16 protein-coding genes are annotated in these 14,604 nt (G+C 70.9%); 6 read left to right on the top strand and 10 right to left on the bottom strand.

All coding sequences use genetic code 11. The features are described from left to right. Window positions 1–117: 117 nt before the first annotated feature. Window positions 118–399, bottom strand: coding sequence for a DUF202 domain-containing protein (locus L6E10_RS08905; protein ID WP_236218627.1), 282 nt, complete (start codon window positions 397–399; stop codon window positions 118–120). Beyond that, window positions 396–734 carry a YidH family protein gene (locus L6E10_RS08900; RefSeq protein WP_236218625.1) on the bottom strand — a complete coding sequence of 113 codons (339 nt, stop codon included), beginning with the start codon at window positions 732–734 and terminating at the stop codon, window positions 396–398. Before L6E10_RS08900 ends, L6E10_RS08905 begins: the two co-directional genes overlap by 4 nt. A gap of 107 nt (window positions 735–841) precedes the next feature. Between L6E10_RS08900 and L6E10_RS08895 the strand changes: the two genes are divergently transcribed. Then, entirely contained in the window at window positions 842–1,021 is a 180-nt protein-coding gene (locus L6E10_RS08895; RefSeq protein WP_236218623.1) for a hypothetical protein, read from the top strand. 239 nt (window positions 1,022–1,260) lie between these two features. After that, window positions 1,261–1,866, top strand: coding sequence for an NAD(P)-binding protein (locus L6E10_RS08890; protein ID WP_236218621.1), 606 nt, complete (start codon window positions 1,261–1,263; stop codon window positions 1,864–1,866). A 163-nt stretch (window positions 1,867–2,029) separates the two neighbouring features. Here L6E10_RS08890 and L6E10_RS08885 read toward each other — a convergent pair whose 3' ends face one another. Both L6E10_RS08885 and L6E10_RS08880 read right to left on the bottom strand, forming a co-directional pair. Then, window positions 2,030–2,815 (bottom strand): GAF and ANTAR domain-containing protein, encoded by a 786-nt coding sequence (locus L6E10_RS08885; RefSeq protein ID WP_236218620.1) that lies wholly within the window; start codon window positions 2,813–2,815, stop codon window positions 2,030–2,032. A 678-nt stretch (window positions 2,816–3,493) separates the two neighbouring features. Then, complete coding sequence (locus L6E10_RS08880) at window positions 3,494–4,711, bottom strand: MFS transporter (RefSeq protein ID WP_236218618.1); 1,218 nt, start codon at window positions 4,709–4,711, stop codon at window positions 3,494–3,496. A gap of 88 nt (window positions 4,712–4,799) precedes the next feature. Between L6E10_RS08880 and L6E10_RS40735 the strand changes: the two genes are divergently transcribed. Beyond that, complete coding sequence (locus L6E10_RS40735) at window positions 4,800–5,045, top strand: LysR family transcriptional regulator (RefSeq protein ID WP_236218616.1); 246 nt, start codon at window positions 4,800–4,802, stop codon at window positions 5,043–5,045. Then, complete coding sequence (locus L6E10_RS08870; RefSeq protein ID WP_308102745.1) at window positions 5,042–5,716, top strand: LysR substrate-binding domain-containing protein; 675 nt, start codon at window positions 5,042–5,044, stop codon at window positions 5,714–5,716. The genes L6E10_RS40735 and L6E10_RS08870 overlap by 4 nt, the downstream gene beginning before the upstream one ends. 114 nt (window positions 5,717–5,830) lie before the next feature. Here L6E10_RS08870 and menC read toward each other — a convergent pair whose 3' ends face one another. From menC to L6E10_RS08850, 4 genes are read right to left on the bottom strand one after another with little or no spacing between them, the layout of a single operon-like run. Continuing rightward, complete coding sequence (gene menC, locus L6E10_RS08865) at window positions 5,831–6,949, bottom strand: o-succinylbenzoate synthase (protein ID WP_236218613.1); 1,119 nt, start codon at window positions 6,947–6,949, stop codon at window positions 5,831–5,833. Beyond that, window positions 6,946–7,752, bottom strand: coding sequence for a GNAT family N-acetyltransferase (locus tag L6E10_RS08860; RefSeq protein WP_236218612.1), 807 nt, complete (start codon window positions 7,750–7,752; stop codon window positions 6,946–6,948). The genes menC and L6E10_RS08860 overlap by 4 nt, the downstream gene beginning before the upstream one ends. Beyond that, window positions 7,749–8,813, bottom strand: a complete 1,065-nt coding sequence (locus L6E10_RS08855) for a M20 family metallopeptidase (protein WP_236218610.1) — start codon at window positions 8,811–8,813, stop codon at window positions 7,749–7,751. Before L6E10_RS08855 ends, L6E10_RS08860 begins: the two co-directional genes overlap by 4 nt. Further along, window positions 8,810–9,163: a hypothetical protein gene (locus tag L6E10_RS08850; protein WP_236218608.1), complete on the bottom strand. Its 354-nt coding sequence runs from the start codon at window positions 9,161–9,163 to the stop codon at window positions 8,810–8,812. Before L6E10_RS08850 ends, L6E10_RS08855 begins: the two co-directional genes overlap by 4 nt. 235 nt (window positions 9,164–9,398) lie before the next feature. Here L6E10_RS08850 and L6E10_RS08845 point away from each other — a divergent pair, with 235 nt between their 5' ends. Together L6E10_RS08845 and L6E10_RS08840 are read left to right on the top strand one after the other, a co-directional pair. Next, a complete protein-coding gene (locus L6E10_RS08845; protein WP_090097224.1) occupies window positions 9,399–10,130 on the top strand; it encodes an ABC transporter ATP-binding protein in 732 nt (243 codons plus the stop codon). A gap of 97 nt (window positions 10,131–10,227) precedes the next feature. Further along, the gene (locus L6E10_RS08840) at window positions 10,228–12,720 is read left to right on the top strand and encodes an FtsX-like permease family protein (RefSeq protein ID WP_236218606.1); all 2,493 of its coding nucleotides are present in this window, start codon (window positions 10,228–10,230) and stop codon (window positions 12,718–12,720) included. A gap of 51 nt (window positions 12,721–12,771) precedes the next feature. On the opposite strand, the gene L6E10_RS08835 is transcribed toward L6E10_RS08840, so the two are convergent. Together L6E10_RS08835 and L6E10_RS08830 are read right to left on the bottom strand one after the other, a co-directional pair. Continuing rightward, window positions 12,772–12,930 (bottom strand): hypothetical protein, encoded by a 159-nt coding sequence (locus L6E10_RS08835; protein WP_236218604.1) that lies wholly within the window; start codon window positions 12,928–12,930, stop codon window positions 12,772–12,774. A gap of 246 nt (window positions 12,931–13,176) precedes the next feature. Continuing rightward, window positions 13,177–14,493 (bottom strand): cytochrome P450, encoded by a 1,317-nt coding sequence (locus tag L6E10_RS08830; protein ID WP_236218602.1) that lies wholly within the window; start codon window positions 14,491–14,493, stop codon window positions 13,177–13,179. Between the last annotated feature and the right edge of the window lie 111 nt (window positions 14,494–14,604).

The following is a 14,604-nucleotide window of genomic DNA, read 5'->3' as shown; positions in this document are numbered from 1 at the left end:
CCCGCCGCGCCGAACCTGGCCGGTGCGGCTCGTGCGGGCCGTCAGCAACGGCAACCACCCGACCGTATCTCACGATCGGGTGTGGCGCGCCGTGGCTGTGATCTTGTCCGCGTGCGCTCAGCGATCCGCCACAAGCGGCGCCGCGAAGACACACGCAATGCTCACCAGAGCGCTGATCAGCAGGAAGGTGCGCGGACGCGTCCCGCTTGGGCGCCGACGGCGGGACAGGCAGAGAATCGCGGAGACGGCCGCTATGCACACAGCAGGAACGACCGCCGGACCCCAGCCGTGGCGTGCCGCCGAGTTCAGCAGAAGCAACGAGCACGCGGCCGCGGCCAGCGCGGTGCGGTGCCATGCCAACGCGGTGCGCTCGAGTTGCAAGCCCGCGTCCCGGTTCATCCGACGATCACCAGCGCCGCCGCGAACAACGCCAACAGCACCACGCCGGAAGCGAGGACGACGATCATCCGGCTGTGCGGCAGGGGAGCGCCAGTGCGCATCGCCTGCTGAACTCGCCGCCACCGCGGAAAGCTGACCGCGGCGACGACCGAAGCCAGCCCGATGCACCCCAGGGCGAGGCCGGTCGTGGCGCCCGGCACCGCGAAAGGAGGCACGAGTTGCCGGACGGCGACGCCTGCCGCGAGCAGACCCAACGCGGTGCGGATCCAGGCGAGGAAAGTGCGCTCGTTGGCCAGCGTGAACCTGTAGTCGGGTTCCTGCTCGGATGATTCCATCTGCGTCGAGCCTCCTCGTGCGAAGGCTACTTCAACGCCGCAGGAGTTGCGGTGCCGTGCGTTCACCCGGCTGAGTGTCCCTTGAGGACGTTTGCCAGGCTGTCGTGATGCGTCGGTTCCTGTTCGACTCCAGCGGAGTCCTCCGTCCCGCGGTTCTGGCCGGGTTGCTCCTGGCGGTGCCGGTGGCCGTGCTGGCGCTGGCGTCGTGGGGCGGATGGGCAGGGATGGCCGTGATCGCAGTGATTTTCACGGCAGGTCTCGTCCTCATGATCCGCGGTGACGGCTGATCCAGGGCGCTGAACGTCATCGAAAGGACCTCGCAAGGTTGCGCGGTGCGGAATTCCGGCACACTGCGAAGGCGGACGTGAACCGGTCGTGGTGAGCGTCCGCGCCAGACCGCTTCGGGGAAGGCGGCTACCGGTAGGAGAACATCTGCCGGTAGCCGTTCGGGCGGCCGCGTCAGGCGGAGTCGTGCAGCAGCCTGGGTGCGGCGGAAGTGACGGGGGTGCCGGTGGGTCCTGAAACCGTGCTCATCGGCTACAGCGTCCGCGGGCGAGTCGTCGTAGCAGCGTTGCGCGAGAATGGCCTCGCGACGGGCTTCACGGTGGTCGACCCTGATCCCGTGCGGGCCGAGCAGGCGGTGCTGGAAGGCGTTCCCGCCATCGTCGGTCCCTGTTGGCGCTTGCGCACTTTGTGGTTGGCCGGCGTGCACACCGCCGATCATGTCGTGGTCGCGGTGCCGGATGACGAGATGGCGGTGCGGACCACCTCCGCCGTGCGTTCGCTCAACGCAACAGCCATGATCATCACCATCGTCCGCAGCGCTGAGATCCACCGGCTGGTCGAACACGCAGGCGCCGATCATGTCGTGAACATCCGCAGGGTCGATGAGTGGGCGCCCGGCGCGGAGCCGCCGCAGGACGATGGCGGCGGGTTCGCCGGTTTCGAACCAACCCTGACCGAACGCGCGGTGACGCAGGACGAGGTTGATCGGCCACCACTCGGCTGCGGAGACCAGGTGGTCGCGGTGAGACGAGACGGCCGGCGTCTCTGGGTCGACGATCCGGCGGTGGCGGCACTGCGGGACGGCGACAGGGTGATCGTGGTGAGTGCCGGCCCTGTCCGCGGCTGAGGTCGTCCAGGTCCGTTGCCACGCTCGAGGGAAGATCCACTTCGACCTGCTCGATGCCGAGTTGCTCGCCATCCAGGCGCAGGTGTGTCGGACATGTCGGGAGATGAGCGCAGGGCCTCGGTGTCCGGACCGAACAGGCATCGCGGCTTCGTACTGCGCCCGGTCAGCGACCGGTCACCTCGTCCAGCAGGTTCTTGGCGACGTCGCGGAGTTTGACGTTTTCCTGCTGGGATCGCTGAACGAGCATGGCGAAGGCTTCGTCGGCGCTGCAGGTGTGCACTGCCATGAGAACGCCCTTGGCCTGGTCGATCACCCCGCGGGAGAAGAGGGCCGCTTCGAGGTGCTTGATGTGGTCTCTTGCCCGCTGCCACCGGTGGGCGTCGGCGATCGCCGCGCTGGCGGCGGTGGTGAACAGCCGCATCACGCTTTCGTCGAACGGGTCGAACGCCGTCGCGGCGTAGCTGTAGATGTTGACCGACCCGGCGTGCTTGGTTTCGTTTTGCTGCGAGGCCGGGAGCACGATGGGCACGGACAGGTAGGCGCGGACGCCGTGGTGGTCTGCTGAGGCTTCGAACTCAGGCCAGGAGTCCTTGTTCTCGCCGACAACCGCGCGGACGGCCTGCAGGGTGCGGGCGGCTTCCAGGCAAGGGCCGCGGTTGGCGGCGTACTGCTTCTCGTCGATCTCGATCAAGGTGGTGTCGCTGGCGGCCGCGGTGCGCGGCTGTTCGGGCCCGATGGTGATGGTCACGGCGTTGGCGTCCGGGATCGCTCGTGTCGCTGTTTCGGCGAGCCGCTGCAAGACCTCGTCGAGGGGCTCCTCGCCGGAGATCCCGTCGCGCAGCACCGCCAGCGCAGCGGCCGCCTCGTCCAGGCGCTCCACCGGGTCCTGCCGGTCCGCGTCCGCGGGTTGTGAGGCGTCTTGGCCGGCCAGGGTGGTCAGGTCGTCCATGAAGCATCACCTTCCGCCGGGAACGAGTTCACGGCGCTGGATGCTCAACGCTCGCAGCGAATGATACGGCGCACCGGTTCCGGCGGCTCTGCCAGTTCGGTGAGAGAAGCTTGAACCGGTGCGGGTGCTGGAAGTGTTCAACAGCCCGCACCGGTTCCAGCCGGCCACGCGAGGTGGCCTACCGCGCATAGCGCACGCGTGCACGGTAACGCTCTTGTACCCAGCTACGGCCGATCCAATCGGCGCGGATTGCTCGGCCTCACCATGCCGATCGAGCAAATCCACCGCGCGCGTGAGCTGTCTGCCCACGATGTGTTCGGTTTTCCCGGAGCACGCCTCAGCTCATCGTGAAGTGCTCCACGAGCCGCGGTCCGTGCCACGTGTCCGACCCGAATCAGACAGGATCAGCACGTCATCGGCATCCGACACCGACTGCTGCCACGTCGGTCGTGCCGATGTCGCCGTTGCAGGTCGCAGGACGGCTCGTTGCTCGAACGTTGAGCGGATGTTCTGTGTTTCCGGTGATGTCGCCGCTGCAAGCGGTGAGCCACCGGGTACAGGTCCGCGGCGTGAACACGGCGGATGACGACCGCATTGTCGCTGAAGAGGACACCGTGGTGTGATCTCACCTGAGACACCGGTTCTCGTGAGTGACTCGCGACGACGCGGTATCGACGCTCATGCCATCGGCATCCTGGACCGTGATCGCAGCACCGCGAACAGTCCGGCCATGACCAGCCCTGCCGCGACGACGAACGTCCATCGCGTCCCACGTGCCACCTGTTCGGCGGCGGCCGCCACGACATCGTTGGTGCCGGCGGCGCAGGTGAAGATCGCGCCCATCAGCGACGCGCCGCTCATCAGGCCGATGTTGCGCGACAAGGTCAACAATCCTGACACGAAGCCGCGGTCGGAGGGCGGCACGTCCTTCATCACGGCGGTGTTGTTGGCCGCCTGGAACACCGCGTACGACGCGGTGATCACGACCAGCGGCAGCACGTACCCCGCGGTGCCCGCCGAGGGTGGCATGAACGCCAGCACCAGCGCCCCGCCGATGATCCCGATGAGCCCCGCGACCACCATCGCGCGGGTGCCGAAGCGGTCCGTGGCCCGGCCCGCCGGCACACCGGTCAGCGCCGACACGGCCGGTCCCACGGACATCGCCACACCCACCAGTGCCGGCGTCAGGCCCAACACCCCGGACAAGTGGAACGGGCCCACGACCAAGGTGGTCATCATGACCGCCGATACGAGCGCGCTTGTGGTCAACCCCGCCGCCAACAGCTTGTCCCGCAACACTTCCCGTAGCAGTGCGCCCGTGTGCCCAGAGGCCGGGCGCGGTGGTGACGCGGGTAGCACCCGATGTGTCAGCACCAACGCGACCAGCCCGAGTGGCACCACGGCCAGGAAAATCGCTCGCCACCCCAGCACTTCGACCAGCAGCCCGCCCGCCGCTGGACCGGTCGCCGTGCCGACCGCCGACATCGTCCCCAACAGCCCCATCGCGCTGCCGGTGCGGCCCTTCGGCACCGTCTCGCCGACGAACGCCACCGTCAGCGCCATCATGCACGCCGCGCCCACCCCCTGCAGCACCCGGCCGACCACCAGTAGCGGCAGGTTCGGGGCCAGGCCGCACAGCAGCGTCGCGGCGGTGAACACGCCGACGCCACCCACCAGCAGCCTGCGCCGTCCGAACAGGTCACCCAAGCGGCCCATCGCCACCACCAGCACAGTGGTGGTCAGCAGGTAGGCGATCACCACCCACTGCACGGCCGTGAAGGAGGCGTCGAACGCGGAAGAGAGGGTCGGCAGAGCGACGTTGGCGATGCTGATGCCCAGTGACGGCAACAACATCGACAGCGAGAGCGCGGTGAGCGCGACAGCGGATGATTTCACGCTCGGAACGTATGTTCGCCACACTCCTGGCGGAAGACGCACAGATCGCAACTCACCTGTGCACCCGACGCCAGGTATCGTCGGCCGTGTGGCCCGTCCCGACCTGAACCTGCTCGTCACCCTCGACGTCTTGCTCGAAGAGGGCAGCGTGACCCTCGCCGGCCGCCGCCTGGCGTTGAGCTCATCGGCGATGAGCCGAGCCCTGGCCCGACTGCGTCGCGCGACCGGCGACCCCCTGCTCGTCAAGGCGGGTCGCGGCCTGGTCCCGACTCCGCGCGCCCTGGAACTGCGCGACCGCGTCCACGCCCTGGTCCGGAGGCCGAGGACGTCCTGAGCCCGGCACACCACCTCGACCTCGCCACGCTGTCGCGCACCTTCACCATCCGCAGCAGCGACGGCTTCGTGGAGGCGTTCGGTCCCCGCCTGGTCGCTCAGGTCGGCGTGGTGGCCCCCGGCGTGCGGCTGCGGTTCCTGCGCAAGGCCAGCAAGGGCACCGCTCCGCTGCGCGACACCGTCGACCTGGACACGGCGGTGGTCGAAGATCCGCTGCCACCGGACGTCCTGGCCGCACCCCTGTTCTGCGACACCTTCGTCGGGGTCGTACGTCCCGAACACCCTTTGGCCGACGGCCCCGTCACCATCGACCGCTACACCGCCGCACGGCACGTCAACGTCTCCCGCCGCGGCCTGACCGAAGGCCTGGTCGACCAGGCGCTGCACCCGGGCGGAGCGCACCGCGACGTCGTGACCGTGGTCGACGGGTTTGCCGCGGCTGTGGCGCTGGCAGGGGGGTCGGACCTGGTCGCGACCGTCCCGGACCGCCACACCGCCCCGCTGCGCGACGGCCTGCACACCTTCGCTTTGCCGTTCCCGCCACCGCAGGTGACCATCTCCCTGCTCTGGCACACCCGCCTGCACGCCGACCCCGCCCACCACTGGCTTCGCACCATGATCCAAGACGTGTGCAACGAGGCGGGGCCGCCTGGGTATGAGAGTCGTCTCTGACCTTTCAGCCGATCCCCAGGCAGGAGCGCGACCGCTCAGCCGACAAGTCGCTCCTTTTCACACCAGGTTTGGTGCCTTTGTCGGCGTCGGCTTGGAGTAGCCACCTGAACAGCGTTACCCCGAAGTCCCTGGCGCCATGGGAATCCACTCCGTCTTCACCGTGACCGCGTCCAGGGCCTCCGGCAGCGGCGTCACCCCCAGGCCGGGTCCTGTCGGGACGGTCAGATGGCCGTCGTCGAGCACGAACGGCTCGGTGACGTCCATCGAGTAGTAGCGGTCCGACGCCGAGGTGTCGCCGGGCAGGGTGCAGCCGGGCAACGCCGCGAGCGCCACGTTCGCGGCCCGGCCGATGCCCGTCTCGAGCATCCCGCCGCACCACACCGCGATGTTGTTCGCGGCGCAGACGTCGTGGATCCGCCGTGCCTCCAGGTACCCGCCGACCCTGCCGGGCTTGACGTTGACGACCTGGCAGGCGCCGAGCCGGATCGCGTCGGCGGCCGAGGACGCCGAGGTGATCGACTCGTCCAGGCAGATCGGCGTCTTCACCACCTTCGCGAGCTCCGCGTGGGCGAGCAGCTCCTCCTCGTCCAGCGGCTGCTCGATCAGCAGCAGGTCGAACGGGTCGAGCTTCGCGAGGTGCCGCGCGTCGCCGAGCGCGTAGGCGGTGTTCGCGTCGACCTGCAGCAGCACGTCGTCACCGAACCGCTCGCGCACGGCCCGCACCGGCTCGACGTCCCAGCCCGGCTCGATCTTGAGCTTGATCCGGACGTAGCCCTCGTCGAGGTACCCGCCCACCGCGCTCAGCAGCTCGGGGATCGAGTTCATGATCCCGACCGACACACCGCACGGCACGCGGTCGCGGACGGCGCCCAGCTCGCGGCCGAACGACACCCCCCGCTCCCGCAGCTCGGCGTCGAGCACGGCCATCTCCAGCGCGGCCTTGGCCATCCGGTGCCCGTGGTACTTCTTCAGGCGCGGCGCCACCGAGATGCCGTCGACGGGACCTGTCAGCGCGGGCACCAGGAACCGCCGCAGGACGTCGGCGCAGCCCTCCAGGTACTCCGAGGAGTACACCGGCTCGGACATGGCGACGCACTCGCCCCAGCCCTCCCCGGAGTCCGTGACGGCGCGCAGCAGCAACAGCTGCCGCACGGTCTGCGTGCCGAACGAGGTGCGGAACGGCGACCTCAGCGGCATCTCGACCCAGCGGATCTCCACCCCGTCCAGCTTCACGAACCACTCCTCTCCACGACGTACCAGCCCGACCTGTCGAACCCGGTGACGCGGGCGCCGGCGGCGAGCAGGCCACCGAGCACCTCCCTCACGGCGTAACGCCACTCGGTCGCCGCGGCCGGGTTCGTCGCCCGCAGCGCCTCCACGTCCGGCGGCACGGCGACGATCACCGTGTCCGCGGAGCACACGCCCCGCACCGGCAGGCCGTCCTCGGAGATCCCGAGCCCGACCACCCCCGACGCGCTCACGGTGCGCGGCTGCCCGGCGCACGCGGCGACGACCTCGGGGGAGGCGATCTTCCAGCTGATCAGCAGCCGGTCCGTCTCGCCGCCGCCGTTGATGTCGTCGTCCATGTGGCCGTAGAAGTCGGGCAGGTACTCGGTCGCGCGGGCGGCGAGCTTGCCCAGGTTGAAGTGGGCGTTGCGGCGCACGAGCGGGTCGAACGTCCAGGTGATCTCGCTCAGCCCGCGTTCGAGCGCCCACGTCCGCTGGTCGAGCTTGAGCGCGTAGCCGACGTTGCGGCCGCGCATGCCCGCCGCCACCCCGGCGATGTGGCTGTGCAGCGCGCCCGCCGCCGGGGGTGAGCAGAAGCCGATGCAGGCACCCACCAGGTCGTCGCCGTCGAACGCGCCCGCGACGTAGCTGCCCGCCTTGGTCAGGGCGCGCAGCAGCTCCGCGGTGACCGGGGGAGCACCGCCCGGTCCGGTCGGCCGCCAGATCGACTCGTACAGCCGTTGCGTGGCGAGAAGCTCCGCGTAGTCCGTGAGCTGCCGGACCACGACGTTCCGGGTCACCAGGGTCATGTCAGCTCCCTCACGAGCGCCGCGAGCAGTTCGGTGCGCGGACCGATCTCCGACACCAGCACGTGCTCGCTCTCAGCATGCGCTCCTCCACCGACGGCGCCGAGCCCGTCGAGCGTCGGAACGCCCACGCCCGCCGTGAAGTTGCCGTCCGAGGCACCCCCGACCGAGGCCTGCGTGAGACCCGGCAGCAACCGCGACGCCAGGTCGAACAACGCGCCGGACGCCGACAGATCGAGCGGTGGGCGGTTCGGGCCTCCCGTCACCTCCACCTTCGCGCCGTCGAGCACCGGCCGCAGCGCCTGGAAGTCCTCGTCGACGCGGAGCTGTTCGGCGGTGGTCTGCACGCGCACGTCGACCATGAACCTCGCTCGCGCGGGAACGGTGTTCGTCGTCGTGCCGGCGGAGACGACGGTCGGCACGACGGTCGTCCCGGTGGCCGGATCGGCGAGCCGGGTGACCGCGAGGACCTGGTGCGCGGCCTCGACCGCGGCGTTCACGCCGCGCTCGGGTTCGAGCCCGGCGTGCGCGGCCCGCCCGTGCAGGGTCACCTCGTACATCGAGGTGCCCTTGCGCTCGGTCTTGAGCGCGCCGCCGTCCGCCGAGGCTTCGCAGACGAGGACGGCCGCGTGCTCCACGGCCTCGGTCTCGATCAGCCCGCGCGACGAGGGCGAGCCGATCTCCTCGTCACCGGTGATCAGCACCGTGACGCCGTCGGGGGACCCGAGCGACGCGATGGCGTGGAAGATCATCACGACGCCGGTCTTCATGTCGAAGCAGCCGGGCCCGCGCAGCACGCCGTCCCGCACGCCGAACGGGATGCGTTCCAGCGTCCCGATGGGCCACACGGTGTCGTGGTGGCCGAGCAGCAGCACCTTGCGCGGTCCGGTGCCCAGCCGCCACCGCAGATGGGTGCGGCCGTCGAGCACGATCCGCTCGGGCGGCGAGCCGAGCAGCGCGGAGCCCACCTCGGCGGTGACCTCCGCGCTGCGGGCGACCGCGGCCAGGTCGGTGGACGGCGACTCGCAGGTCACGAGCCGCTCGATGTCGTTCAGCAGGTTCATCGGGAGACCTCCGGCGTCGCGCGGACACCCATGTGCACGTACTCCTCTCCAGTGGGCAGCGCGTGGAACGCCAGGGACGACCAGGTCTTGTCCTCGTTCTCCCGCAACAGGAACGTCGAGTCGTCGACCGGCACGAGGTCGACCCGGGGCGGTGTGGGGAAGAGCCCCGCAAGCGGACCGGTCGGCGTCATGTCCAGCACGAGACCGTTCTCGCCCTGGAGCACGTCGAGCGTGGCGGAGGCCCGCTCGTACTTCCCGGGGTACCGCGCGGCACCGGGCACGCCGTGCTCGGCCACCAGTGGCGGCAGGTTCTCCTGCAGCCAGTCGCTGATCTCGTTGAGCTGGGACATCCGCGCCTCATCCACGTCGACGTGACTCCGGTCATCGGCAACGCTAGGGCCGGCGCCCCCGCGCGCACCTCGTCCCGGCCGACGAATCTGGTCGCCGCGATCTGTCGGCGCGGACGAAGCCGGTCGCGGGTGGAGCCTGCTCCACCTCCGGCCGGGCAGTCTGCGTGATCGTTCCGCGCGGCCGGCGAAATTACGTTCTTGCCTCAGGAAGTCGTTGCTGAGCAAGGAGAACGTGATGAGGGCAGACGCGCTGTCGCTGCAGGCGGTGCGGAAGGTGTACGGCTCGGGTGCGGGAGCGGTCACGGCGTTGGACGAGGTGACCGTCGGCATCCGGCGGGGCACCTTCACCGCGGTGATGGGCCCGTCCGGCTCGGGCAAGAGCACCTTCCTGCACTGCGCGTCGGGCATGGACCGGCCGACGTCCGGGCGCGTGCTGCTCGGCGACACCGACCTCGGTGGCTTGAAGGAGGCCGCGCTGACCGCCGTGCGCCGCGACCGGATCGGGTTCGTGTTCCAGGCCTACAACCTGCTGCCGTCGCTGACCGTGGAGCAGAACGTCACCCTGCCGCTGCGCCTCGCCGGCCGGGCCGCCGACCGGCGGTGGCTGCGCGAGGTGGTCGGCAGGGTCGGTCTCGACGGACGGCTCGACCGGCTGCCCGCCGAGCTGTCCGGCGGCCAGCAGCAGCGCGTCGCGATCGCCCGCGCCCTGGTGGCGAGGCCCGAGGTGGTGCTCGCCGACGAACCGACCGGTGCCCTGGACTCGCGCACCGCGCACCAGGTCCTGACGCTGCTGCGGTCCGTTGTGGACGACATGGGCCAGACGGTCCTGATGGTCACGCACGACCCGGTCGCCGCTTCTGCCGCACACAGCGTGCTGTTCCTGGCCGACGGACGGCTGGCGGGCGAGCTCGCCGGGCCGACGCCGGAGCGCGTGGCCGAGCGGATGACGCACCTGGGGGAGTGGTGAGCGTGCTGGAGCTGACGCAGCCGGGCGGAGTGCTCGGCGTCGAGTCGCCGGTCCGCGCGACGGTCCTCGTGGCGCGGCTCGTGGGGAGTGAGAAGTCGTGCTGACCCTCGCCTGGCAAACCGTCAAGGCCCGCACCGGCGGGTTCGCCGGGGCCTTCGTCGCGATCCTCTGCGGCACCGCGCTCGTCGCGGCCTGCGGGATCCTCATGGAGTCCGGCCTGCGCGGCGGCGTCCCGACGCAGCGCTACGCCGCCGCCGACGTGGTCGTCACCGGTGACCGGATCGTCCGGCCGCCCGGCGCCGACGTCCTGGCGTTCGAGCACGCCGCCGAGCAGCCGGGCATCCCGGCCGCCCTCGCGGCCCGGATCGCCGCCGTGCCCGGGGTGAAGGCCACGGTGCCGCAGCGGACCTTCCAGGCCGTGGTGGTCGGGCCCGACGGGCAGCCGCTCGCGGGCAAGCCGTCCTTCGGCCACAACTGGGACTCCGCCGTGCTGGCGCCGTTCACGCTGAAGGAGGGGAACGCGCCGAAGGGCGACGAGGTCGTCCTCGACTCGGCGCTCGCCGCCGAGGCGGGGGTCGCGGTGGGGGACGAAGTGCGGGTGATGACCCGGTCGGCGCCCGTGACCCACCGCGTCGCCGGGATCGCCGAGGCACCCGGCCGTGCGCGTCAGGCGGCGATGTTCTTCGGCGAGGCGAAGGCGGCCGAGCTCGCCGGGCGTGCGGACCAGGTGAGCGCCATCGGGGTGCTCGGTGCGCACGCGGACCGGGTCGAGGAGGCGCTGAAGGGCGAGCGCGTCACGGTGTCGGAGGGCGCCGACCGCAGCGCGGCCGAGTTCGACGACGTCAGCCGGACCAAGTCGATCCTCGCGATCCTGGCGGGCTCGTTCGGCGGGTACGCGGTCCTGGTCGCGATCTTCGTGGTCGCCAGCACCCTGGCGTTGACCGTCGAGCAGCGCCGCCGCGAGTTCGCCCTGCTGCGGGCCGTCGGCGCGACGCCGCGGCAGATCCGCAGGCTGATCGGCGTGGAGACGACGGTGGTGTCCGTGGTCGCCGGTGTGGCCGGCAGCCTGCTGGGCGTCTTCGTCAGCCAGGGGTTGCGCGCCGCGTTCGCGAGGATCGGCGTGGTGCCGGACGACTTCGCGCTCTCGATCAGCCCGATCCCGCTGGTCGCGGCACTGCTGATCGGGGTCGGCGCGGCACGTCTCGCCGCCTGGAGCGCCGCGCGCAGGCCGTCGTCGATCAACCCGGTCGAGGCGCTGGGCGAGGCCGCGGTGCAGAAGCGCGACGCCGGGAGGATCCGGCTCGCGATCGGCTGGGCGCTGGTCGGTCTCGGGCTCGGCGCGACGACGCTGCCGTTGTTCCTGCGCGGCCAGCTCGGCGCGGCGATGTCGGTGATGGCGGCGCTCGTGCTGATCATCGGCCTGGCGCTCACCGGTCCGCGCGTCATCGGGGCGGCGGTGCGGGTGATCGCCCCGGTGCTCGCGAGGTCGTCCGGCGTGAGCGGCTACCTGGCGGCGGCGAACGTGCTGAAGAACTCCCGGCGCCTCGCCGCGGCGGTGACGCCGTTGATGCTCGCGATCGGCTTCGCGGTGGTGAACTACTACAGCCAGACCACGTTCACCGCCGCCGTCGGCCAGGAGACCACCAGGTCGATCACCGCGGGTCACGTCGTCACCGGTGTCGCGGGAGTGCCGGCCGAGGTCGCGGACGCGGCACGGCGGCTCCCCGGTGTCACCGCCACCTCGCTGGTGCGCACGCAGGTGATCACCGCGAGCAGGACCGGTGAGACCGTCGAGGTGCAGAGCCGCCCGGCCAACGGCCTCGACCGCACCGCGGGCGGGCTGGTCGACCTCGGCGTCGTCTCCGGCAGCCTCGGCGACCTCGCCGAGGGCACCGTGGCGCTGAGCGACTCGCACGCCTCCTGGGAGGACAAGAAGATCGGCGACACCGTCGAGTTCTGGTTCGCCGACGGCAGCCCGGCGAAGCTGCGGGTGGTCGCGACCTACGACCACGACCTGGCGTTCGGCGACTACGTGCTCTCGGCCGCCGACGCCCGTGCCCACACCACCGCGGGCATGGACAGCGCCGTCCTGGTGCGGGCCGCCGACACGACGGCCCTGCAAGGCTTGACCGGCCGTTATCCCGGCCTGCGGGTGACGGACCGGGTGGCGGCGCAGGACCGCGACGCCGAGCACACCCAGTTCCTGCTGAACCTCGTCGCCGTGGGCGTGATCCTCGGCTACGTGGCGATCTCGGTGTCGAACACGCTCGTGATGTCGACAGCGGCCCGCCGCCGCGAGTTCGCCCTGCTGCGGCTCGTCGGCACCGGACGGCGGCAGGTGGTGCGGATGATGCGGATCGAGGCCCTACTCACGGTCGGACTGGCCGCCGTGCTCGGCTCGCTGGTGGCGGCGGTTCCGCTGGCCGTGCTGGCGGCCGGCCTCACCGGCACCCCGCTGCCCTCCGGCCCGATCACCGTCTACCTGGGCGCGCTCGCCGGCGCCGCGGTGCTCGGCGTGGTGTCGATCGCGATCTCGACGCGGTTGTCGTTGCGCGCCAAGCCGATCGACGCCATCGGCATCAGGGAGTAGGAACACGGGGAAGGGCCACCTGGACGTCCAGGTGGCCCTTCCCCGTCGTCGTCAGCCGACCTGCGGGGCCATGTCGAACCAGTTGAAGCCCTCCACGAGCTGCGTGGTCGTCGCGGTCGAGCCCGGCGTGGTCAGCTGCCAGCGCGTCACCCGGCGGTAGGTGGCCGGCGTGAGGCTCTCGCCGACGTCGGTGTCCGGGTCGTCGGTCACCGGGGAGCACTGGTAGACGGCCTTCTTCGTCAGCGTCGCGCCGCAGGCTGTTCCGCGGTCCCGCCGAGTACCGGCCGTAGATCATCTGCACCGGGCCGCGGGCCGGCTTCTTCGCCATCCCATCGCCGAAGCCGGGGTGACCGCGGCCCGGCCCGCGTCCCGCGCCGGCTTGGTCGCTGCGGTCCACGCGGTCCGCAGGTTCGCGAGGTTCGTGCCCTGCACCAGGCCGTCCCCCACGCGACTCCGTCAAAGAACCTGCTGGATGGGGCTGGGCTGCTGACCGAGGTGGACCGGCATCGAGTGCAGCCCGTAGACGATCGAGAGCTTGCGGAACGCGAGGTCGCCCGGCTCGACCGCGAGCCGCATCTCCGGGAACCGCTTGGCGAGCGCCGGGTAGGCGATCCGCAGCTCCATCTTGGCGAGCTCGGCCCCGATGCAGCGGTGCGCGCCGTAGCCGAACGCGAGGTGCTGACCCGCGGCCCGCTCCGGGAGGATCTGCTCGGGGGTCGCGTAGACGCTCGGGTCGCGGTTCGCCTGCGACAGCGAGCACGCCACGATGTCGCCCGCCCTGACCTTCGTCCCGGCGATCTCGATGTCGCGCCGGGCGATCCGCAGGAACGCCACCGACACGACGCTGAGGTGTCGCAGCAGCTCGTCGACCAGCCCGTTCACGGCCTTGTCGTCACCGAGCGCCTGCTCCCACAGCACCGGGTTGCGCAGCATCGCGAGCGTGCCGAGCGAGATCATGCTGGCGGTTGTCTCGAAGCCACCGGTCAGCAGCCCGTCCGCCAGACCGGCCAGCTCGTCGTCGTCCAGCTCGTCGCCGTGCTTGCGCACGAGCTCACCGAGCAGCCCGTCGGTCGGTGCGAGCCGCTGCGCCCGCACGAGTTCGCGGAAGTACACGATGGACTCGGACACCGCGGACAACGACGTCGTGGCCGCCCCGCCGAGGTCGAAGCGCGAGACGCTGCGCCGCTGGAACTCCTCGCGCTCGCTGGCGGGCACGCCCAGCAGCTCGCAGATCGTGAGCGCCGGCACCGTCATCGCGAAGTGCTCGACGAGGTCGACCGCGCCATCCTTCATGGACATCAGGTCGAGCTGGTCCGCGACGATCTGCTCGATCCGCGGCACGAGCCGCGACAGCCGCCGCATGGTGAACTCCGGCGTCAGCACCCTGCGCAGCCGCGTGTGCTCCGGCGGGTCGCTGAACCCGAGCCCGCCCGGCGCCTCGTCCGAGAACAGCCCGAGCTCCCGCAGGTGGCCGAAGTCGTTGCTGAACGCCTCGGAGTCGACGAGCACCTGCTTGGACGCCTCGTACCCCGTCACCAGCCACACCGTCACGGGCAGCGGCAGCCGCGTCAGCGGAGCGGTGGCCTGCATCCGCGCCATCTCGGGCACCGGGTCCAGCCCGGTGCGCCGCAGGGGTGCCAGCACGCGCGACGGCACGAACCAGGACGACTCGAGGTCGAACCCGGTCTTGCTGAGGTGGGCGAGGAACCGCTTCCCCATCCACTCGGTCACGCGCGACCGCACGTCGGTCGCTGACTGCAGAACTTCCCACATGACGCGGCTGTCCCTTCGGCGGAAAAGGGGTTTAGGACCAGGTCAACCCCATCGGAACGGACAATAACGACGTCGCCGCTCGCGCGTCGTCATACCCTGGCCTAACGCGCC

This window comes from Lentzea sp. CC55, from assembly GCF_021056325.1.
GTDB lineage: Bacteria > Actinomycetota > Actinomycetes > Mycobacteriales > Pseudonocardiaceae > Lentzea > Lentzea jiangxiensis.
Note: the sequence above shows the minus strand (reverse complement) of the source record. Positions and strands in the feature narration are given on the sequence as shown.